Origin of the sequence: Haloferax mediterranei ATCC 33500, from assembly GCF_000306765.2 — an archaeon.
Classification (GTDB): domain Archaea; phylum Halobacteriota; class Halobacteria; order Halobacteriales; family Haloferacaceae; genus Haloferax; species Haloferax mediterranei.
The window spans coordinates 2,352,470-2,371,449 of sequence record NC_017941.2 but is presented as its reverse complement, the minus strand read 5'-3'; the positions used below and the strand labels follow the sequence as shown (position 1 = coordinate 2,371,449).

At 60.9% G+C, this 18,980-nt stretch carries 25 protein-coding genes and 1 tRNA gene; 13 read left to right on the top strand and 13 right to left on the bottom strand.

Features of this window, described 5'->3' with window-relative positions; all coding sequences use genetic code 11:
- Nucleotides 1-94: 94 nt before the first annotated feature.
- The 3 genes from HFX_RS12160 to HFX_RS12150 all read right to left on the bottom strand — a co-directional run bounded on the left by HFX_RS12160 (nucleotide 95) and on the right by HFX_RS12150 (nucleotide 1,487).
- Nucleotides 95-274: a hypothetical protein gene (locus HFX_RS12160; RefSeq protein WP_049917490.1), complete on the bottom strand. Its 180-nt coding sequence runs from the start codon at nucleotides 272-274 to the stop codon at nucleotides 95-97.
- A gap of 742 nt (nucleotides 275-1,016) precedes the next feature.
- Nucleotides 1,017-1,101 (bottom strand) — tRNA-Leu (locus HFX_RS12155).
- A 41-nt stretch (nucleotides 1,102-1,142) separates the two neighbouring features.
- On the bottom strand, nucleotides 1,143-1,487 hold the full coding sequence (locus tag HFX_RS12150; RefSeq protein WP_004059681.1) for a ferredoxin: 345 nt from the start codon (nucleotides 1,485-1,487) through the stop codon (nucleotides 1,143-1,145).
- Nucleotides 1,488-1,621: 134 nt separating this feature from the next.
- Here HFX_RS12150 and HFX_RS20510 point away from each other — a divergent pair, with 134 nt between their 5' ends.
- The gene (locus HFX_RS20510) at nucleotides 1,622-1,744 is read left to right on the top strand and encodes a hypothetical protein (RefSeq protein WP_004059682.1); all 123 of its coding nucleotides are present in this window, start codon (nucleotides 1,622-1,624) and stop codon (nucleotides 1,742-1,744) included.
- Between the two features lie 14 nt (nucleotides 1,745-1,758).
- On the opposite strand, the gene HFX_RS12145 is transcribed toward HFX_RS20510, so the two are convergent.
- Complete coding sequence (locus tag HFX_RS12145; RefSeq protein WP_004059683.1) at nucleotides 1,759-2,277, bottom strand: peptidylprolyl isomerase; 519 nt, start codon at nucleotides 2,275-2,277, stop codon at nucleotides 1,759-1,761.
- A gap of 129 nt (nucleotides 2,278-2,406) precedes the next feature.
- Here HFX_RS12145 and HFX_RS12140 point away from each other — a divergent pair, with 129 nt between their 5' ends.
- From HFX_RS12140 to HFX_RS12130, 3 genes are all read left to right on the top strand, one after another.
- Nucleotides 2,407-3,384 (top strand): bile acid:sodium symporter family protein, encoded by a 978-nt coding sequence (locus HFX_RS12140; RefSeq protein ID WP_004059684.1) that lies wholly within the window; start codon nucleotides 2,407-2,409, stop codon nucleotides 3,382-3,384.
- A 107-nt stretch (nucleotides 3,385-3,491) separates the two neighbouring features.
- Nucleotides 3,492-4,520: a succinylglutamate desuccinylase/aspartoacylase family protein gene (locus HFX_RS12135; protein WP_004059685.1), complete on the top strand. Its 1,029-nt coding sequence runs from the start codon at nucleotides 3,492-3,494 to the stop codon at nucleotides 4,518-4,520.
- Between the two features lie 168 nt (nucleotides 4,521-4,688).
- Entirely contained in the window at nucleotides 4,689-5,570 is an 882-nt protein-coding gene (locus tag HFX_RS12130; protein WP_004059686.1) for a mechanosensitive ion channel family protein, read from the top strand.
- Nucleotides 5,571-5,675: 105 nt separating this feature from the next.
- Here HFX_RS12130 and HFX_RS12125 read toward each other — a convergent pair whose 3' ends face one another.
- Nucleotides 5,676-6,743, bottom strand: coding sequence for an anthranilate phosphoribosyltransferase (locus HFX_RS12125; RefSeq protein ID WP_004059687.1), 1,068 nt, complete (start codon nucleotides 6,741-6,743; stop codon nucleotides 5,676-5,678).
- 108 nt (nucleotides 6,744-6,851) lie between these two features.
- Between HFX_RS12125 and ahbB the strand changes: the two genes are divergently transcribed.
- Nucleotides 6,852-7,895: a siroheme decarboxylase subunit beta gene (gene ahbB, locus HFX_RS12120; protein ID WP_004059688.1), complete on the top strand. Its 1,044-nt coding sequence runs from the start codon at nucleotides 6,852-6,854 to the stop codon at nucleotides 7,893-7,895.
- 107 nt (nucleotides 7,896-8,002) lie between these two features.
- Here the strand turns inward: ahbB and HFX_RS12115 are convergent, their stop codons facing one another.
- The 3 genes from HFX_RS12115 to HFX_RS12105 all read right to left on the bottom strand — a co-directional run bounded on the left by HFX_RS12115 (nucleotide 8,003) and on the right by HFX_RS12105 (nucleotide 10,598).
- Complete coding sequence (locus HFX_RS12115) at nucleotides 8,003-8,872, bottom strand: CehA/McbA family metallohydrolase (protein ID WP_004059689.1); 870 nt, start codon at nucleotides 8,870-8,872, stop codon at nucleotides 8,003-8,005.
- 350 nt (nucleotides 8,873-9,222) lie between these two features.
- Entirely contained in the window at nucleotides 9,223-9,552 is a 330-nt protein-coding gene (locus tag HFX_RS12110; RefSeq protein ID WP_014732472.1) for a DUF3784 domain-containing protein, read from the bottom strand.
- An 11-nt stretch (nucleotides 9,553-9,563) separates the two neighbouring features.
- On the bottom strand, nucleotides 9,564-10,598 hold the full coding sequence (locus HFX_RS12105; RefSeq protein WP_004059691.1) for an NAD(P)/FAD-dependent oxidoreductase: 1,035 nt from the start codon (nucleotides 10,596-10,598) through the stop codon (nucleotides 9,564-9,566).
- Nucleotides 10,599-10,751: 153 nt separating this feature from the next.
- Here HFX_RS12105 and HFX_RS12100 point away from each other — a divergent pair, with 153 nt between their 5' ends.
- The 6 genes from HFX_RS12100 (at nucleotide 10,752) to HFX_RS12075 (ending at nucleotide 14,484) form a co-directional block, all read left to right on the top strand.
- Nucleotides 10,752-11,453: an HAD family hydrolase gene (locus HFX_RS12100; protein ID WP_004059692.1), complete on the top strand. Its 702-nt coding sequence runs from the start codon at nucleotides 10,752-10,754 to the stop codon at nucleotides 11,451-11,453.
- A complete protein-coding gene (locus HFX_RS12095; protein WP_004059693.1) occupies nucleotides 11,450-12,226 on the top strand; it encodes an aldo/keto reductase in 777 nt (258 codons plus the stop codon). The genes HFX_RS12100 and HFX_RS12095 overlap by 4 nt, the downstream gene beginning before the upstream one ends.
- 90 nt (nucleotides 12,227-12,316) lie before the next feature.
- Nucleotides 12,317-13,021 carry an RAD55 family ATPase gene (locus tag HFX_RS12090; protein ID WP_004059694.1) on the top strand — a complete coding sequence of 235 codons (705 nt, stop codon included), beginning with the start codon at nucleotides 12,317-12,319 and terminating at the stop codon, nucleotides 13,019-13,021.
- 8 nt (nucleotides 13,022-13,029) lie between these two features.
- Complete coding sequence (locus tag HFX_RS12085) at nucleotides 13,030-13,446, top strand: hypothetical protein (protein WP_004059695.1); 417 nt, start codon at nucleotides 13,030-13,032, stop codon at nucleotides 13,444-13,446.
- Between the two features lie 146 nt (nucleotides 13,447-13,592).
- The gene (gene msrB, locus HFX_RS12080; protein WP_004059696.1) at nucleotides 13,593-14,015 is read left to right on the top strand and encodes a peptide-methionine (R)-S-oxide reductase MsrB; all 423 of its coding nucleotides are present in this window, start codon (nucleotides 13,593-13,595) and stop codon (nucleotides 14,013-14,015) included.
- A gap of 196 nt (nucleotides 14,016-14,211) precedes the next feature.
- Entirely contained in the window at nucleotides 14,212-14,484 is a 273-nt protein-coding gene (locus HFX_RS12075; protein WP_004059697.1) for a hypothetical protein, read from the top strand.
- 111 nt (nucleotides 14,485-14,595) lie between these two features.
- Here the strand turns inward: HFX_RS12075 and HFX_RS12070 are convergent, their stop codons facing one another.
- Nucleotides 14,596-15,024 carry a universal stress protein gene (locus HFX_RS12070; RefSeq protein ID WP_004059698.1) on the bottom strand — a complete coding sequence of 143 codons (429 nt, stop codon included), beginning with the start codon at nucleotides 15,022-15,024 and terminating at the stop codon, nucleotides 14,596-14,598.
- A 366-nt stretch (nucleotides 15,025-15,390) separates the two neighbouring features.
- Here HFX_RS12070 and HFX_RS12065 point away from each other — a divergent pair, with 366 nt between their 5' ends.
- Nucleotides 15,391-15,597, top strand: a complete 207-nt coding sequence (locus HFX_RS12065; RefSeq protein ID WP_004059699.1) for a hypothetical protein — start codon at nucleotides 15,391-15,393, stop codon at nucleotides 15,595-15,597.
- 164 nt (nucleotides 15,598-15,761) lie between these two features.
- Here the strand turns inward: HFX_RS12065 and HFX_RS12060 are convergent, their stop codons facing one another.
- Nucleotides 15,762-16,370 (bottom strand): translation initiation factor IF-2 subunit beta, encoded by a 609-nt coding sequence (locus HFX_RS12060; protein ID WP_004059700.1) that lies wholly within the window; start codon nucleotides 16,368-16,370, stop codon nucleotides 15,762-15,764.
- 140 nt (nucleotides 16,371-16,510) lie between these two features.
- Here HFX_RS12060 and HFX_RS12055 point away from each other — a divergent pair, with 140 nt between their 5' ends.
- On the top strand, nucleotides 16,511-16,729 hold the full coding sequence (locus HFX_RS12055; protein ID WP_004059701.1) for a hypothetical protein: 219 nt from the start codon (nucleotides 16,511-16,513) through the stop codon (nucleotides 16,727-16,729).
- A gap of 29 nt (nucleotides 16,730-16,758) precedes the next feature.
- On the opposite strand, the gene HFX_RS12050 is transcribed toward HFX_RS12055, so the two are convergent.
- From HFX_RS12050 to HFX_RS12040, 3 genes are all read right to left on the bottom strand, one after another.
- A complete protein-coding gene (locus HFX_RS12050) occupies nucleotides 16,759-17,478 on the bottom strand; it encodes a fumarylacetoacetate hydrolase family protein (protein WP_004059702.1) in 720 nt (239 codons plus the stop codon).
- A gap of 157 nt (nucleotides 17,479-17,635) precedes the next feature.
- Nucleotides 17,636-17,848: a hypothetical protein gene (locus tag HFX_RS12045; RefSeq protein WP_004059703.1), complete on the bottom strand. Its 213-nt coding sequence runs from the start codon at nucleotides 17,846-17,848 to the stop codon at nucleotides 17,636-17,638.
- Between the two features lie 183 nt (nucleotides 17,849-18,031).
- On the bottom strand, nucleotides 18,032-18,874 hold the full coding sequence (locus tag HFX_RS12040; protein ID WP_004059704.1) for an ion channel: 843 nt from the start codon (nucleotides 18,872-18,874) through the stop codon (nucleotides 18,032-18,034).
- Nucleotides 18,875-18,980 lie beyond the last annotated feature (106 nt).

Genomic DNA, 18,980 nt, shown 5'->3' with positions numbered 1-18,980 from the left:
GGAGATGAAACGTAAAGCGTTGACCCGCCGAGTATCAGGCGTGATAACTATCGACACGCCTGCCGGTAAAACCAGTCGCTATCGAACTGGAGACTCACATAAATTCGCTGACGGTCACGCCGAGTGCGACCACGGCAGCGCCGGTGGCGCCGCCGCCCGTGGCGACAGGCATCGACAACCCCGACGTGACACCGATGCCGACACCGATAGCGAGGCAAAGTGCCATTCCGGCGAGAGCGGCGTCGAATCGACTTGGGAGGGACTTGGGAGGCACGTTCTAATTAGATGTAATTATCGGAACTGTCAAAATATTTGTGGGCGCGGGACTACTCGCCTCAACCTCGGTTGCAGGCGTGAACCAACAGTACTCACACACAGCCATGCCGGATTTTGAATGCTATATGGTAACAAGAAACTATGTGCGTCCTCGTTGTAGTAGGCAACGGCGTCAAGCTACTGCGCCGGGTGGTGGGGGGATGACGCCAGTCGGAACACATGCCGACAGGAAGGCTCTCGGAGGGAACCAGGACACGGTCCAGACGAAATTCGAGTGGGTGTGGACGAGAACAACCTCGACGAATTCGACGACGGCACCATCGCCGAAGTCAAAGACGCGGCGAGCATGGGGATACTATTCGACCAACTCGGCATCGATATCCCGACGTAAGCACGTGGTGGGTGCTGGGTCGGGTCCGTTTTTTCACGGTTGCGTGCGCGGGTTCACGGTGAACACCAACTTCGGTGTGAGTCCGGACGCATCACTATTCTCACTGACGTTCGAAGCAACGAGTGCGGGGGACGAGGTTTGAACAACGCCGAGACGGTCGCCCTCGTTTCACTCGGGCGCTGCGACTCGTCTCGTTCCAATCTCTCTGTCTGCACTTGACACTCGTCACTTCGTTCCTCGGCACAAGTGCGGGGGACGAGGTTTGAACTCCACTCGCTCCGCTCGCGTCGCTCCTTAGTTCAAATTCGTCGTTCGATTTTCACGCCTCGCTGTCGCTCGGAGATGAAAATGCGGGGGACGAGATTTGAACTCGCGAACCCCTACGGGAGCGGATCTTAAGTCCGCCGCTTTTGGCCTAGCTCAGCCACCCCCGCTCAGTCTATCGTTCACCGAGGGGGTGAAAAGTGCTTTCGCTTTACCAGTCGACCGAGAGGGTCCCGTCGCCGTGAGGGTCAGGCGAAATCTCCTCGTCGGTCCGACGGTCGATAATGTGGATGACGCCACGGTCCTTCTTCGCCGGGCAGACCTCCGCCGCGCGGATGTTCTCGTCGAGTTCGTCTTCGCCGATAAAGTACGATTTCGCGCGGGCGAGACTGGTTTCGAGGTCCATCACCCAATTGTCGGCGACCTCTGCGCATCGGCCAGCCCCGAAGCACTTGTTCGCCTCGAAGATTATCTTGTAGGGCTTTTCTTCGACCGGTGGGGCGTTCTCGTCGGTGCCGAAGTCGCTCGGCTTCGGTCGGTCGGACTCCTCGCTCATCGGCGGTGATTACAACTCAGCGGACTTTGCGCTGTCGGTCGTCGGGCGCGGCTGATATTCCTCCCTTGAGATTTCCCGCGCTCGCGTGACTACGAGGCTACTGCGGTCGGCGAAGAAATGGGTTCGTCCGTTCGATGCGGGTCTCCTACGAGACACGCGACGGACTCGGCATCACCGTCTGGTTCGAATACGATGCCGTCGGCGAGACGACGGTCAGGCGACCGCTGTGGGTCGACCGCTACTATAGCAGACGGTGACCAAGTGTGTTCGCTTACTGCTCGACGTCGACGGATTCGAGGACGACGTCCGACACCGGCTTGTCGTTACTGTCGGTCGGGACCGAACCGATGTCTTCGACGACATCCATTCCGTCGGTAACTTTCCCGAAGACGGCGTGCTTGCCGTCGAGGTGGGGCTGTGCGTCGAGTGTGATGAAGAACTGCGACCCGTTCGTGTTGGGACCGCGGTTCGCCATCGAGAGGACGCCGGGACCGTCGTGGCTGAGGTCCGAGTGGAACTCGTCGTCGAAGGTGTAACCCGGGCCGCCGCGGCCGGTTCCGGTCGGGTCGCCGCCCTGAATCATGAAGTCGCTGATGATTCGATGGAAGAGAATGTCCTCGTAGAGCGGTTCGCCCTCCATCGTCTCGTCGGTCTCCGGGTGGACCCACGTCTTTTCGCCCGTCGCGAGGCCGATGAAGTTCTCGACCGTGTTCGGGACCTTGTCTTCGAAGAGTTCGACCGTGATGTCGCCCTTGTTGGTGTGGAGCGTGGCCGTTGGGTTGTCGCTCATGGTACCACCGTCGGGCGGACGGGTGAAAACCGTGCCGCCTCGAACCGTGATGTCATACCGATAAACATATTTGTCGTTCGCTACCGATTCTCGTGAAATGATGTATCAAACGAATGGAGGTTTCTGAGCGTGACTGCTCGGTCAGCCCTTCGGCGTCTGTCGGACCTCGCAAACACCTATTTCGTCGGGCTTGTACTTCTCGCGTCGGCCACTGCGCTGGTGCGCCCCGGCACATTCACGTGGATTGCGCCGTACATCTCGCCGCTACTCGGCGTCATCATGCTCGGCATGGGGCTTACGCTCCGACCGGTCGACTTTCGGCGGCTTGCAGAGCGTCCCCGGGACGTTGCCATCGGCGCTGTCGCGCAGTGGGTCATCATGCCGGTGGCCGCCTACGCGCTCACCGTCGCCCTGTCGCTTCCGCCGGCGGTCGCCGTCGGTGTCATCCTCGTCGGTGCGGCACCCGGCGGCACCGCGTCAAACGTCATGGCCTATCTCGGAAAAGGCGACGTGGCCCTCTCGGTCGCAATCACGACCGTCACTACGCTAGCCGCGCCGCTCGTCATGCCCGCGTGGGTCGTCCTCCTCGCCGGCGAACAGCTACAGGTCGGGTTCGTGGACCTCTTCGTGAACATCCTTCAAATCGTCTTCATCCCCGTCGTGTTCGGGTTCGCGCTCCGACTCGCGCTCGACAGATACGCACCCGAGGTGGCCGAAGTCGGACTCGACGTGTTCCCTCTCGTGTCGGTCGTGACTATCGTCGCTATCGTCGCGGCCGTCGTCGGCCTCAACGTGGACACGATTCTCGGTGCGGGCGTGGCGGCCATCGCCGCCGTCGTCATCCACAACGCCATCGGTCTCAGCACAGGGTACGGCACGGGACGACTCGCGGACATGTCGGACGACCGCGTTCGAACGACGACCTTCGAAGTCGGACTCCAAAACAGCGGTCTCGCGGCCGCGCTCGCGCTCTCGTTTTTCTCCCCGGCGGCAGCACTTCCACCTGCGCTCTTCAGCGTCTGGCACAACATCACCGGGCCGCTCTTGGCGAGTTACTTCTCGCGCGCTGAAGAGGCAGTCGTTCGAACGTCACCCGCAGACGACTAAATCTCGTCGGCGGCGACGACAGTCTAGATTTCGCTGCGGTCGGATTCGCTCGTCTCGGAGTTGTATCGTCCCCTAACTACAAGACATCCCCCCGCGATGCGTCGAATATGCACACTGCGGAGACCGTGACGCTCGCTCGCCTTCCTTCCGGCGTCCCGGTACAAACGACGGTTCATACCTACGAACCCGATGACGGTACCGACGGGCCGACGCTCTACGTGCAAGCTGCGCAACACGGTCGCGAGATAAACGGAACCGAGGTACTCCGACGGCTCCACAGTCAACTCGAACGTGCTGACCTTTCGGGCCGCGTCGTCGCGGTTCCCGTCGCCGACCCGCTCACGTTCGACCGCGTCTCGTATGCGACCCCGGAGGCGCTCGATTCGCTCAACTCGAACATGAACCGCGTCTGGCCGGGGGATGCCGAAGGCACTCTCCACGAGCGTATGGCCGCTACGCTCTGGGAATTTGCGGGCGAGGCCGACGCCATCGTCGACCTCCACACCGGCAGCCCGGATATGCTCACTCACACGGTCTACCGCCAGAACGACGACGAGTCGCGGGAACTCGCGGAGGCGTTCGGCGCCGACCTCCTCCTCGCGGAAGCCGCCGGCGAAGATGCCGAAGAAGAATGGACGAAGCGAAACTTCGATGGGAAGCTCCGCGTGGCGGCGACAACGGCCAATATCCCTTCGATTACGCCGGAACTCGCGCATAACAAGCAACTCGTCGAATCGGCCATCGTCGCCGGCGTCGAAGGCCTGCTCAACGTCTGCCGCAGTCTGAGTATTCTCACAGGCGCAGTCGAACCGTGGAACGGCCAAACCTATCGGAACCACCTCGGTCGCGTCAGCGCAGCCACCTCCGGTCTCTTCGTCGCCCGCGAGGACGTCGAACTCGGCCACGAGGTCCGCCCCGGCGACCACCTCGGCTGGGTGTACGACCCGACAGAGTACACGGTTCTCCAAGAGGTCGAAGCCGAGCGCGCGGGCATCGTTTACTCCATTACTCGCGAGGCCACCGTCACGGCCGGAACGACGCTCGTCGGTGTCGCGCTTCCCTTGGCCGACGGACTGGACGCTGACCTGGATGAAGACGACCCGTTCGCGGACGACGACGACGTGCTTGACATATAGGACTACGCGCCCGCCGGAACCTTCGAGCAGACGGACTGTCGGGGCCTAGGTGGCACCGATTGAACCGGCAGTCGACCGTTGTAGTTCGCCCTGTGCCTGTTGACGCGCCTCGTTCGTCTCGATTCTACCACACTATTATGTTTAATCATGGATGATTGTCGAAGGAATATGGTCTTACTTCAACAGGGGTTCGCGCTCGACCCACAGCAGTACGTCCCGCAACTCGTCAGTGCAGTCACGACGGTCGTGTTGTTCGTCGTCGTGTTCGCCGTCATCTATCTGTTCGGAAAGTCCTTCGTGACCCGGGTGGTGGAAGAAGGCCTCAGACGTCGCGACTTCGACGAGACGATTATCGGGCTTGCAATGAGCACCACCACCGTCGTCACCGCCGTCGTCGCAGTCGCGCTGGCCGCGACAGTCGCTGGCTTCGGTGTCGTCCTCGCGGCGTTTGCGACGTTGGGTGGTGCTCTCGCCCTCGCAGTCGGGTTCGCTGCACAGGACCTCATCGCCAACTTCGTCGCTGGCGTGTTCATCATCCAAGACGAACCGTTCACCGTCGGTGACTGGATCGAGTGGAACGGAAACAGCGGTGTAGTCCGCGATATTCAACTGCGTGTGACGAGGCTGGACACGTTCGACAACGAACTGGTCACCGTCCCGAACAGCGACCTCGCTAACGCGGCAGTGGTCAACAACGTGGCGAACGACCAGCGTCGGGTGTCGGTGGGATTCGGCATCGGGTACGACGACGACATCGAGCAGGCACGCGATGCCATCGTCGAGGAAGGGTCGCGCATCGAGGGCGTCCTCGACGACCCCGAGCCGACGGCCCCCGTCACGGAACTGGGCGACTCGGCGGTCGTCCTCTCGGGTCGACTCTGGATTGACCCGGACGAAAGTAGTTACGGCGCGGTGCGCGCGCAGTTCGTCGAGGCGGTCAAGGAGCGCTTCGACGCGGAAGGAATCGATATGCCGTACCCCAACACGGAACTCTCGGGCGGCGTCGAAGTCACGAACGTCGGTGAGGGTGCGGGGGCGACGAGCGACTGAACGCGCATCCACCGACTGAACCCGCTTGTTCGACCGCGATGCGACCGTCGCATCCGGAATGACGCCTGAAAAATCGCTCGGCGCGCTGTTCGACGTGGTCGAACCTTAGAACGCGCGCAGGTCTTCGAGCACGTCCGCGGCCGCGCCGGAGTCGATGGCCTCGCGCGCCATCTCAAGCCCTTCGTCGATGGAATCGGCGTCTTCGCGGGCGTAGATGCGGAGTGCGGCGTTGAGGGCGACGGCGTCGGCAAAGCGGTCCTCGCGGTCGCCGGAGAGCACGGCTTCCGTAATTTCCGCGGAGTCACCAGCAACGTCGTCTTCGTCGACGCCGAGGTCGTCGTACTCGAAGTCCATGCCGTAGTCGGCGGTCTCGATTTCGAAGTCGTCGAACTCGCCGTCGGTCCATTCTGCGACCTTCGTGTAGCCGGGGCGGATGTCGTCGTAGCCTTCCATCCCCTGGAACATGACGACGCGGTGGAGGTCGTGGTGTTCGCTCGCTTCGAAGGTGTTCACCATCTTCTTGGCGAACGCGAGGTGGTAGAACGACCCGAGGTGCGTCGAGGCGTTCGCCGGGTTGGCGATGGTCTCGATGGTGTTGACGAAGGTCCGAACGCCCATGTTGTCGCGGCGCTCCCAGAGCGCGTGGATTGCGGGGTTGAATTTCGGCTGGTAGTAGAAGCCGAAGCCGGTCTCGTCGACCATGTCGGCGGACTCGTCGGGGTCGAGTTCCGTTCGAACGCCGAGTTCGTCGAGGACGTGCTTGTAGGCGTCCTGTTTCTGTGTCGGAACGCGGTCGCCGGAGTGGACGACGACAGGTGTGCCGGCGGCCGCGGCGGTGATGCCAGCGGCGACGCCGAGAATAGCCGTCTTGCCCTTGCCGTCGTAGTTCGCGCCACAGTCGACGGGGTCGACTTCGGGTTCGGCGTACTCGACGTGTTCGGCCATCACGTCGGTGAACCCGGCGAGTTCCTCGGCGTTGTTGTGCTTCCAGCGGTTGGCGAGCCAGAACGCCCCGAGCGTGGTGTGGTCGGGTTCGTCGGCGAGGATGCGACGCATCGCTTCCATCGCCTGCTCGCGGGTCATGTCCTCGGCGGACTTCGTGCCCGTCCCGACAACCTCGGTCATCAGACGCTTCAGCGGCCACTCACCGAACTCGCTGTCGACTGCTGCCATGCCCATACCTTCGGTTGTGTGTGCAAAAAACGTCCTGTTCGGTCCCGGCTTTCGGGAGGTGTCTCGCGGTCCGAAAGGGATAGGCCGCTTGACTCCTAACCCCGGCCAATGAGCGCGTTGTCGGATGGCTGGCGGGACGGTCTCGACGAGGTCGACGCGGCACTCATCGACGGGTACCAAAGCGGATTCCCGGTCGAAGAACGCCCCTTCCGCGTCGTCGCCGACGAGTTAGGAATCGACGAGGACGACGCCCTCGCCCGCGTTCGGCGACTCCGGGAGCAAGGTATCTTCCGTCGCTTCGGTCCCGTTCTCAACCCGCCAGTCATCGGTAGTTCGACCCTCGCGGCCGTCTCGGCACCCGACGACCGCTTCGACGAGATTGCCGAGCTAATCAACGGCTACCAGCAGGTGAACCACAACTACCGCCGCGCCCACGAGTGGAACATGTGGTTCGTCGTCACCGCCGGGTCCCGCGAGACGCGCGACCACATCCTCACCGAAATCGAGGAGCGAACCGGGTGTGAGGTGCTGAACCTCCCGATGCTCACCGACTACTACATCGACCTCGAATTTCCCATCATGAACGACGACCGCTTCGCCCGCGAGAGTCTCGACGAGACCGAGGTGAGCGCGACTCGTATCTCCGAGAACGCCACGGGGAACCTCTCGGACCTCGACGCCCGACTGCTCGTGGAGATTCAAGGCGGCTTCCCGCTATCGAAGACACCGTACCGCGACGTGGCCGAGGCCATCGACGCCGACACCGACGCGGTCGTTTCGGCCATCGAGCGCCTCCTCGCCGACGGCTGTATCAAGCGTATCGGCTGTGTCGTCAACCACATCGTCACCGGCTTTCGAAACAACTGCATGGTCGTCTGGGACGTGCCGGACGACGAACTCGACGACCGCGGCGAACTCGTCGGAAGCCTCCCGTACGTAACGCTCTGTTATCACCGCCCGCGCCGACCCGACCAAGACTGGCCGTACAGCCTATTCACCATGATTCACGGCCGCGACCCCGACGCAGTGGACGAGAAAATCGACGAACTCGCCGATGAGTATCTGCCGTTCGACCACGAACGCCTCTACTCGACGGAGAAGTTGAAACAGACCGGCGCGCAGTACGAAACGTTAGTCAGTTCGGACGAGTGAGCTACCGGGCCGGACGAGTGAGATACCGGCCAACATGACGCTTTCTTCCCGCCAGACCTGCCGGTCACTGTTGTTGTAGTCGTGCCACGGAGCAATCGGACGATGAATTACTGCGAGAACGGCGAAACGCGGTAGAGCATTCGTGCGGCCTGTACGGCACCGGTCTTCGCGAGCGACCCGCTTTTCAGCGCGCCGATTTTCGCGTAGTACCCGGATTTAAATGCGCCTTTCTTGGCGAGAATGGCGCTTCCCAACGCGCCCCGTTTGGCGTAGTACGCGGATTTGCGCCCCGCCGCACCCGCGTAGTGTTTCGTACTCGTCGGAATCGGCGTCCGGCGGCCCTGAACCTGCGTCGAACCGTCGCGGATGGCGTCGAGAATGTGGTCGGCCGTGAGCGAAGCCCGAGACACGTCGGGAATCTCCATCTCCGTGTAGGCACGTCCGACGTATCCGACGTTGTGGGCGTCACTTCCGGCAACACTGGGATACTGACGCTTTCTGGCGAACCGGCGGGCGCGGCGGTTCTTGTACCCGGTGAACAGCCACGAGTTGTACGTCTCGATGGCGTCGAAGGCGTCGCCGCGGGCGGCGTCGTCGTATCGGCCGAGTCGCTTGCGTCGGACGCCGTGCCGACTCCGCTGGAACGGGTGGGGAACGATTGCGACGCCACCGCGCTCGCGAACCCAACGAGCGGTCTCGTCGAGCGGTCGACGGCGCGGGGGTAGCTCCTCCACGCCGAGGGCCAGAAGATGGCCGTCAGCCGTCGAAACTTCCACACCGGGGATACCGACGAGACCGTACATCGGTGCGAGTTGCGCCGCTCGGATGGACTCGTCGATAACGTCGTGGTCGGTGACGACGACGGCGTCCAGTCCAATCTCCGCGGCCTGCTCTAAGATAAGCTCGACCGGGTCGTGTGCGTCGTATGAACCTTCCGAGTGGACGTGAGGGTCGATGCGAACGGTCAGCGTGGACACACTCACTCGTTAGAGTTCGGTAACGAAAAAGACATGCCAGAAGTGTGCTAGCTAGTACCATCCGACACGACAACATCCTGTTGGGTCTGGCCTTCGAGGACAGCACCGTTTTGAATGCTCTCGCGTATCCGTGAATTGTTTCTGCTATCCGCGAACTGTCCCCTCTGCGTACATAAATTCAATTCAGCGAACGTTTAGGAATTCTTCTGTCGATTGTTTGCATATGGCATCCACGGCCGGGCTCGAAACCCTCGCCGCGACGTTCGACGCGGAGGGTCGAGTGAACGACGCTGGCCGCGCGGTCGCTCACTTCACGAAGAAACCTGAAGCAGATGGCACCCAACTTTTGCTCACGTCTCGGCCGCGTACTGCCGACTCTGCACCGAGAGGTAGCCCGCAGAGACGAGTACGAGGACAGTGTAGCTGAGCCAGTAGGTGTCGCCTGCTCGAAGCACGATGGCTCCGGCCCCGTAAAGGAGTGTGACGAGACCGATGACAATCGTCCCGCCGCCGACCAGTCGCGCGAGACTGTCCGCGTCGGCGACCTCCTCCGACCGGTACCCGGCAATCAGATGATAGTCCTTCAGATACCGGATGCGATAGCCGAGATAACAGAGACCCAGTCCCGTGAGCATCAGTACCGCCACGACGATTGTGGTTTCGCCGAGGGCTACTGTCATACTCGTTCTCATCAGCCGTTAGCGATTCGCTCGCCCGCTTCGATACCGCTCCAGAGGGCGGCGTGAACCCGTCCCTCGCCGACCGTCCAGTCGCCCGCGAAGTACAGTCCGTTCGGCTCCCCACGGCGAATGATTTCGCGGTTGGCAACGCCGTTAGGGAGTGCATACCGCCAGCCCTGGTCATCGACCCAGTCAGGGTCGCGGAGTCGGTCGTCGTCGAGGAGGGCCGCGACCATGTCTGCCACATCGGGGGCAACCTCTGAGAGTGGGTCATCGTAGTGTTCTGTCGACCATTCGGGACTCAGTTGCACGACGAGGAGACTCTCGCCATCGGGCACGTGGCCGTCCTTGCACTCCTCGCGTGCGACCCAGCCGATATCGTGTTCCTTGTCGGTGTTGACGAGCGCGTACCACGGTTCTTCGCGCTCGAACGGGTAGTGGAGCACAATCGTTCGAATCGTCCGGTATTCGACGCTTCCGATGGCCTCGCGGAGGCCGACCATGCACTGGTTGCCCCACCCTGTTTCGGTGAGGATTGCGGCCGTCTGCGGGGCCGGTGGCGTCAACAGGACGACGTCGAACGGCCCGCGCCGTGTTCCCGTTGCGTCGACGACAGACCAGTATCCGGTGTCCGGGTTGTGGTCGATGGCGGCGACTTGTGTCTCGCGTTCGACAGCCGCATCGGTTTGTGCGAGCAGTCGCTTCGCCAGTTGGGTGATTCCCTCGGTCCACGACCACTTGTACTGGTCGCGCGCATCGCCTGTGGAGATGACGCCGTCGCCGTCGAACGTCCAGACGGGCTTTTCGACGTCGACGAGTCCGTCTTCACCAAGGTCGCGGATGAGTTGCGTCGTCCGCTGGTCGTGATTTTTGATGTAGTTCGCGCCGTGGTCGTATCGACAGCCGTTTTTTCGGCGGGTCGCGGCGCGCCCGCACACTCCGCGGCTCTTTTCGAGAATTGTCACGTTCGAATTCGTATCGCGCAGTGCGTACGCCGCGCCAGCCCCCGCGGCACCCGCTCCGACGATGCACACGTCACGAGTCATGTTGACCCCTCGCGTGTGAGTCCAGCCAGCATTGTCTGAACCTGTGGACTTCGAGGCGCTAAAAGGCTCCTAACGCGGCGGGATGGGGAATCACTGTGGAAAGCCGATGTCCGGAGACGAAAACGATTCAGTTCTCGACGACGGACAGCGTGTATGTACGACTCGGTCATCTTTGACCACGACGGCGTGTTGACCACGCTCGTCGACCTTTCGCTCCTCCACGATGCGACGTGGGATGCATTCGACGAACTCGGCGTCACGGACCCCGACCCAGACCACGTCGAGCGGATGGTCATCCACGTCACGCCCGCCGACGTACACGCCGTCGCTGGCGCGTACGACCTCGACCCCGAAACGCTGTTTCGCGTCCGCGACGAAATCGCCTCGGCCGCCCAGAAAGAGGCCGTCAACGACGGGCGAAAAGTGCCATACGACGACTTCGACGCCATCCGGCGTATCGACGCCCCGATGGGAATCGTCTCCAGCAACCAACAGGCGACCATCGACTACGTGCTCGACCACCTCGATGCGACCGACCTGTTCGGGACTGCTTACGGCCGCGAACCGTCGATGACGAGTCTGCACCGGAAGAAGCCCGAACCGTACTACATCGAACGCGCGATGTCGGACCTCGGCGTCAACTCGCCGCTTTTCGTCGGTGACAGCGACAGCGACATCGTCGCGGCCCGGGCCGCAGGTGTCGACTCGGCGTTCATCCGCCGCGGCCACCGTGCTGACCACACACCATCGCCCGACCCGACACACGAGATTGGCGGTCTCGACGACCTACTCGATATCGACGGCGTCCCAGTTGCGGGTGGCCCCAGCCTTACCGACGAAGAGACGACACAATGAGCCGCTCTATCCCCCGAATCGGACTCGGAACGATGGGTCTCGACACGCCCGAGGAAGCCGCCGCCGTGACGACGGCGCTGGAGATGGGCTACCGTCACATCGACACCGCCCAGATTTACGAGAACGAAGCCGTCGTCGGCGACGCCATCGCGGCCGCCGAGGTCCCGCGGAAGCACGTATTTCTCGCGACCAAAGTCTGGGCCGACAGCCTCGCGTACGACGACGTGCTTCGGACGACCCGCGAGAGTCTCGACCGACTGGGGACGGACTACGTGGACTTGCTGTACGTCCACCGACCAATCGAGACGTACGACCCCGAATCGACGCTTTCCGCGTTCGACGAACTCGTCGACGACAGTCTCGCCCGCGCTGTCGGTGTCAGCAACTTCACCGTCTCCGAACTGGACGAGGCGGTCGACCTACTCGACGCGCCGCTTGTCGCCCACCAGACGGAGTCTCATCCGCTGTTCCAGCGCCCTGAACTCCTCGACCACGCCGAAGAACACGATTACGATGTGGTCGCCTACTCGCCGCTCGCTGGCGGGCGCGTCCGCGAGGTAGACGAGGTCGTCGATGTCGCGGAGAAACACGACACGACCCCCGAAACCGTGAGTCTCGCGTGGCTGGCCGCGAAGGGTCTGTGCTCCATTCCGAAGGCGTCGAGCGAGCGCCATCTCCGAACGAACTTGGAGGCGGTCGAACTGGAACTCGACGAGACCGATGTCGCCGCCATCGATAGCATCGAAGCCGAAGTCGAACTGTTTCCGGAATGACTTGTCACCCGGGGGAATCGGCGCCTACGAAGTCTCAATTTTGAGACCAGTCCCGGAACGATTATAATAGGACGCACGGAGTGTCCGAACATGCGGATTCCGAGTGGGGTAAGCGGGTTCGACGAACTCATCCAGGGTGGCTTCCTTCCGCGACGCCTGTATGTGTTGAGCGGACCACCAGGGAGTGGAAAGACGACGTTTACGGCACAGTTTATCGCCGAAGGACTTCGAAACGGTGAGAAGTGTATGTACATCACCATGCACGAGACCGAAGACGAACTAATCAACGATATGTCAAGTTTTGACTTCGGGTTCGAGGCGCTCGCGAGTTCGGAGGGGTTCCGGTTTATCAACCTCGTGAGTCCGAAGGGCAAACACATCCTCAACCAGTTCTCCCAAGGCGGCAGTGCGTCGAGTGTCCAGAGTCTCACCGACAAGATTGTCGCCTTCGTCAACTCCCGACAGGTCGACCGTCTCGTCATCGACTCGACGATGCTTCTCCGTCTGTTCTTCGCCAACGGGTCCGAGGAGATGACGCGGTTCCTCACGGCGCTCAAGCAGGGTGACGCGACGACACTTCTCATCTCGGAGATGACCGACCCGTCGTCGTACTCCGACGAACACTTCCTGGCCCACGGCGTCGTGTTCTTCCACAACTATCTCGAAGCGACGGGGATGACTCGTGGTATCCAGGTCATCAAGATGCGCGGGACGAACATCGATTGCGACATCCGGTCGCTCAACTTCACCGACAACGGGCTTGTGGTCAACCCACGCTCGAAGGTCGACCTCTGAGGAGAATTATGTACGAACGGGTCTATGGGACGGATTGGCGGACGATTTCGGACGAAGAGGCCATCCGCCGGATGTACGCACTCGGTGTCTCCAGCGCTCTCGGCTACCCGAACCGAGGGGAATTTGAACGCATTCGCCGACAGGCGGGGACTGCGTACGGTCGTAGCGTTCTCCAACTCGCATTCGAGGAGGGAAAACAGCGCGTTGCTCGCAACAAGGGCGAATATGACTCGAAACAGGACGTGTGGGAGGCCCTCGTCGACGAGAACGCTACCCCATCGACGACAGGACGTGCCGACGTGTCGATGCAAAAGCCCACGGATAAACAGGGCATCCCGAAGGCTGTCGACCGAATTGACGTGCTCGACGCCGGGACTGATGACTTCTCTCAGCTTCGACTGCCCGAGTTCCTCCGGCGCGAATAGGTGACGATTTCTTCCGTGTGCGGCTAGCCGATACCGTTTCTGACTCGAATAGCCGACGTTACCGTTTCTGACTCGAATAGCCGACGTTACCGTTTCTGACTCGAATAGCCGACGTGCCTTTCCGCTCGGAGTACTTTTGAACCCGTATGAGCAACAATTTCAGTCTCTCAGAGTCCGAGTGGCGCGAACGACTCTCTGACGAGGCGTATCGCGTCCTCCGTGAACAGGGAACCGAACCGCGATTCTCTGGCGAGCACGTCGACCGCAGCGACGACGGCATCTATCGGTGTACTGGATGCGGAACCGAGTTGTTCACGTCGGACACGAAGTACGACTCCCACTGTGGGTGGCCGAGTTTCTACGCCGCCGAGGATTCGAACATCGAACTCCGACGCGACCGGAGCCACGGCATGGACCGCACCGAAGTCGTCTGTTCGACCTGTGATGGCCACCTCGGACACGTCTTCGACGACGGCCCGGAACCGACGGGCAAACGGTTCTGTATCAACTCGGTCGCGCTCGACTTCGAACCGGACGAAGATGCGGACGGAGACGGCGACGACGCGTAGTCGGACGGACAGCAACGACACCGTGCAGTCGGAGTGACGTTGGTGGCGTCGACTTCAGTCACAAACACAGCCCGGTGAGTCCGATGACGGTATGTCCTCAACCAAACCCCGTTTCAGCGCAGTAGGACCCTTCTAACGACGAGAATTTGCCGCTAGTCGACATGTAACAAACTTGGTTAGTGTCGTACTCTGGGATATGTCCCGTGGTTACTCCACTCACCACCATTCCCCACGACAGAAACCGTCGTTCACCTCGTTCGTACTCATTTTCTCCGGAGCAGCCGCGTTCTGTGCCGCTGTTCTCGTTCTTACGTTCGACATCCTATCAGGACTCTCCGGCATGTATATCGCCGCGGCCGGGTCGATTCCGGGGGTAAACGGCCAAGCGATTGTAATAAGCGTCGGGCTCCTGCTCCTCGGTGTGCCATCGACGCTGTACGGACTGGTCCTGTTGTTCCTTCGCCTGTAGCACGTGCTTCGATAAGCAGTCCGAGACGCCGGTGGTGGACCGGCGCTCTCTCAGTTGCGGGGAACTACCGTTACGTCAGTTGCGCGTGAGAGCCATCGAACCGAGTCGCAGTCAGCGTGCCTCGATTGGGGTCGTGAGCACGGGGATGTCCGACTCAGTGACGACCGAGCGCGAGACACTTCCGAGGATGTTGTCTTCGAACCGGGCGTGGGTTCCCATCGAGATGAGGTCCGCATCGATTTCACCGGCGAACGAGAGAATCTCGTTTGCCGGGTCGCCGCGGCGGAGCATGGTCTCGGCGTCGACACCGTGTTCTGCCATGATTTCTGCGGCCGCTTCGAGGGCGGCCTCGCCCTGTGCTTCGAGTTCCTCGTACACTTCGTCAAGTCGGTCATCGGCAAGCGTCAGGAAGGCTCGTTTGTCGAGGACGTAGAGAAGGTAGACGGAGGCATCACGCTCGGCAGCGAGGGCCGCAGCGTCTTCGACGACCGGCATCATCGAGTCGCTTCCGTCGATTGGCACGAGGATAGTATCGTACATCGATTGGATGTTAGGCTGGAAGCCTATCACTCTATTTGCCAGTTCCCGCTCGGTGGGAACTTCTGGTTGACAACGGGGTTGCGAAAATCACGTAGAACCACTCTCACTGTTGTTGCACTCGTCTCTGATTTCCACACAGCCTTATTTGTTCAATCACGTGTCTCTCGGGCGCGGAGACTTCACTCGGACTTCTGAAGTATCAACTCCTCGCAGGCGTGCTGATGTGGTTCGCCCCGGAGTTGTCGTCAAAGACGTACTGTGGTGTTGTGACATGAAGCCGAATCGTGACCGAGGCCGTCCCGCCACTACTCTCGTACCGTGGGAACCGACAGCAGCTTTTCACTGATTGCGCGCCTACGTTTTCGTATGATTCGAGCACTGTTCGTCCTGTTCGGTCTGGTTGAATTGCTATTCCCCGACCAACTCGTCCGTGTCCTCACTCGCATTGCTTACGAAGACGGAAGCGAGATGACGGCGAAGTCGTGGATGACGACCGCAACGCGAGTCGAAGGAGCCGTGTTCCTCTATCTCGGCCTTCGGGGACTGTGTCGTGGGAGCGACGAGGACGAGTAACGCACGCCCGTCGCGTCGTCGCTTCGGTACTGTCGCCTCCAGTACCGTCGCTACTCAGTCGCGTGTCCCGGCCGTGACGAGAGAATATAAGACTGTGCTGCAGTTCTCAGCCACGAACGTGGCTGCGTCTCGCAGTCACGAAATTAGATGAGAGCCAAACGCCTTCAGGCGAGTCGTGCGAATGCGAGCGAACCGCTCGTGTTCTTGATGTAGACACGGACGGTCTGTCCTTCCTGCGCGCCGGGAACGAAGATAGTGTACTTCCCGCGCTGGGCGACACCGTCGCCTTTGCGGCCGGTACCGGTAATTTCGACCTCGTAGGTACGACCTTCTTCCACGGCTTCGCGCTGGCGTTTCTTGCTCACGCTGGAGCTCTTCTGGACCGGGCGGAAGGCACCACAGGCCTCACAGCGAAGCATGTCGACGCCGTCTTCGGTCACGAGACGCGTGTCCGGAAGGCCACACTCCGAACAGATGACGTACTCTTCGACGTAGCCGTCGATGGCTTCCTCGAAGTCGTTGATGGAAAACGAACCACTGTAGCGGGCGCGGTCGTCTTCCAGTTGTCCGCTGGTACCGAGGGTACGCTGGATGGTACTGTGAAGGTGTGCGGGCGTCCGTGACAGGGCGTCCGCGATTTCGCCGAGGTTGGTGAGACGCGTGAACGCGCCGTCAGTCTCACCTGCGGGGTCTGGGACTGTGAGACGCTCCTGTTCTACGTTTCGTTCCGGAAGGACGTCGAGCGCTCGGTCGAGCGCAGTCTGATACTCCATAGGCTTTCGAGTGTCTGGCGACGTATAGCCGTTCCGTGACCGTTCTTCCCGCAACCGGGACACGATTCCCATTATTCCCAACCAATAATGGATGGTAAACAAACAATACACCTTCGGTGTTGGCCATATAATTACCACGCATGGGGTACACGTTGCAATATTACGACCTCGTCCTCGCCGGTATCTTCGGGAGCCTCGCCGCCGGCGTCCTCGTGGGTCATCTCACTCCGATAGCGCTGACGACCTCTCTCGTCGTATTCAGTTTCCTCGCTGCCGGCGTGATGGGCCACGGCCTGTTCATCAACGGCCCTGTGGACGAAGCGGCCGACCTTACGAACGAGGTTGACGCGTTGAATTGAGCGAGCGTGGCACCCCATGCCGGCTCCGATTAGCTTTTTTCGGCAACGCGATTCGTGAGCGTCCCGATTCCTTCGTACCAGATTTCGACTTCGTCGCCGGGCTCGATTAGACCGGGATTCGCTGGACTTCCGAACGAGACGACATCGCCCGGTTGGAAGGTGTAGCGTTCGGAGAGGAACGAGACGACTTCGGCGGGTGAAAAGAGCATCTGCTCGGTGTTTGCTTCCTGTCGTAACTCGCCGCCGACATGGGTCGTCATATCGAGGTTCGACGGGTCGACAGCAGTCTCTATCCACGGTCCCAGTGGCCCTGAGCCATCGAAGGCCTTCCGTGCGGTTCGACCCGGTTGGTCGAGGGCATCGAGGTCGTTCAGAATCGTGTAGCCGCGGACGACATCCGGGACGTCGGCTTCGTCCACGTTCGAGCACTCACAGTCGATGACGGCCGCCAACTCACCGGCGTAGGTCAGTTCCTCGGTCCATGCTGGATACTCGATGAGCGAACCGGGGTCGAGTACCGAAACGGGTGGTTTGATGAACCAGTCCGGTTGGTCTGGAATCTCGTACTCCATCTGGTCGACCGTCGCCGCGTAGTTCCGCCCGACACAGTAGAGTGCCGATGGCCCACAGGGGGCGAGTAACTCGGCGTCGACGCCAACTTCGTACTGGTCAGTGCCCACCGCGACGACGCCGTCGTCATACTCCCCAGCCAGAACTCCGTCGTCGGTTCGAATCCGTGCCAATCGCATCATCCGTGTGTGCGTTGGCCACTTACTTCAAGCGCCGTGTCTCTGTAAGTGGTCTCCAACGTAGCGATGAGGTAGTCGATGGCGCAGCCCGCTTTTGTCGGGGGCAGGGTACAGGGTGCTTAGCCGGGTTCTGGTGTCTTAGTCGGACACGAATAGCTTAGTCGGATGCGGGTGCGTCTCGGCGCATCCGCGGTATCGACTGGTTTTCGCGGTCGACGAGGTTGTGGATGCGCTCGGTTCGAGAAGCGTTGAACTGTTGTTGACACCGCGCGACCCACGAGTCGGTCTCGGTGGTCTCGGTAGCTCGGGATGTCGACTGTCGGTTTGGCTGTCGTTGCGGTTCGTATGTCGGGCGTATGTTTGTGCTCACGGGTATAGGGTGTGATAGTTCGGTCGGACGGCTGTACTGTTACGAATGAGAGTTAGGGGTGTACACGTACGACCGACATGATGTACCCGGCAGTTCATCCCAATCTATAATAAATGTTCATGTTGAACTCATCCGGACTGTTTGATTCCCTCGTGTTCCGATGTTCGCCCCTGGGAACGCGGGTTACTCTCGCGAGTCGAACTCTTGGTAGATGACGTGGCCACACGACTTGCAGTGTGAGGCGTCGCGGTCGTGGTACGCCAACCCGCAGTTCTCGCAGACGACGTTTACCTTGTCCCTGTGACCCCACTCTTTGACGATTTTACTCGCCTGCCACGGGATGAGGATAATGCCCGCTAGAATCGCCGCGACTGTGACCCACCGCCCCGGTTGTGTGACAGGGACGATATCTCCGAATCCAACCGTCGAGAGTGTGACGACGGTGAAGTAGAACGCATCGCCGAACGTGTTGATGCCGGGGTTCAGTTCGTGCTCGAACGAGTAGAACATCCCCGCGGCGACGAAGAAGATGGTCAAGACCGTCAGTAGTAACTTCATCACACGGAGTGTGCCGACCGAAACAGTCCCGAAGAAGAACTCCTCGTCCCGCGTAAATCGGTAGAAGCGAAGCACACGAACCACGCGAATCGAACGGAGAAAACCGCTGTTCGCCGTGGCAGCCGGAACCGATAAGACCAACACCGCGAGCGTCGGCAAGATGGCCAAGAGGTCGACGAACGAGTAGAAATTGAATATTTCATCCAGACGGCTCCGGGCACCGTACACCCGAAGCAGATACTCCACGAGGAAGATAACCGAGATACCGGCTTCGATAACCCAGAACATCGACTGGAGTGACGCAGCGACTGAGTACGTCTCGGCGACGAACACTCCCACGAACACGAGATTAAGCACGAGCAGCGAGATGTCGATTGCCTTGCCGACAATCGTCTTGTGGTCGAGGAGGTAAAATCGAATGACGTCTCGGAGAGTCCCTCCGTGCGAGCCGGGCGCGTGGCTACCCATATTTCGGATTCACCCGTGAGCTACTTATACCGTGGCGGCGACCGTAGTCGTCTCAATAGTCGAAGTGGATTCCAGCAGTGCCGACTGACCGAAGAAATACCTGCTC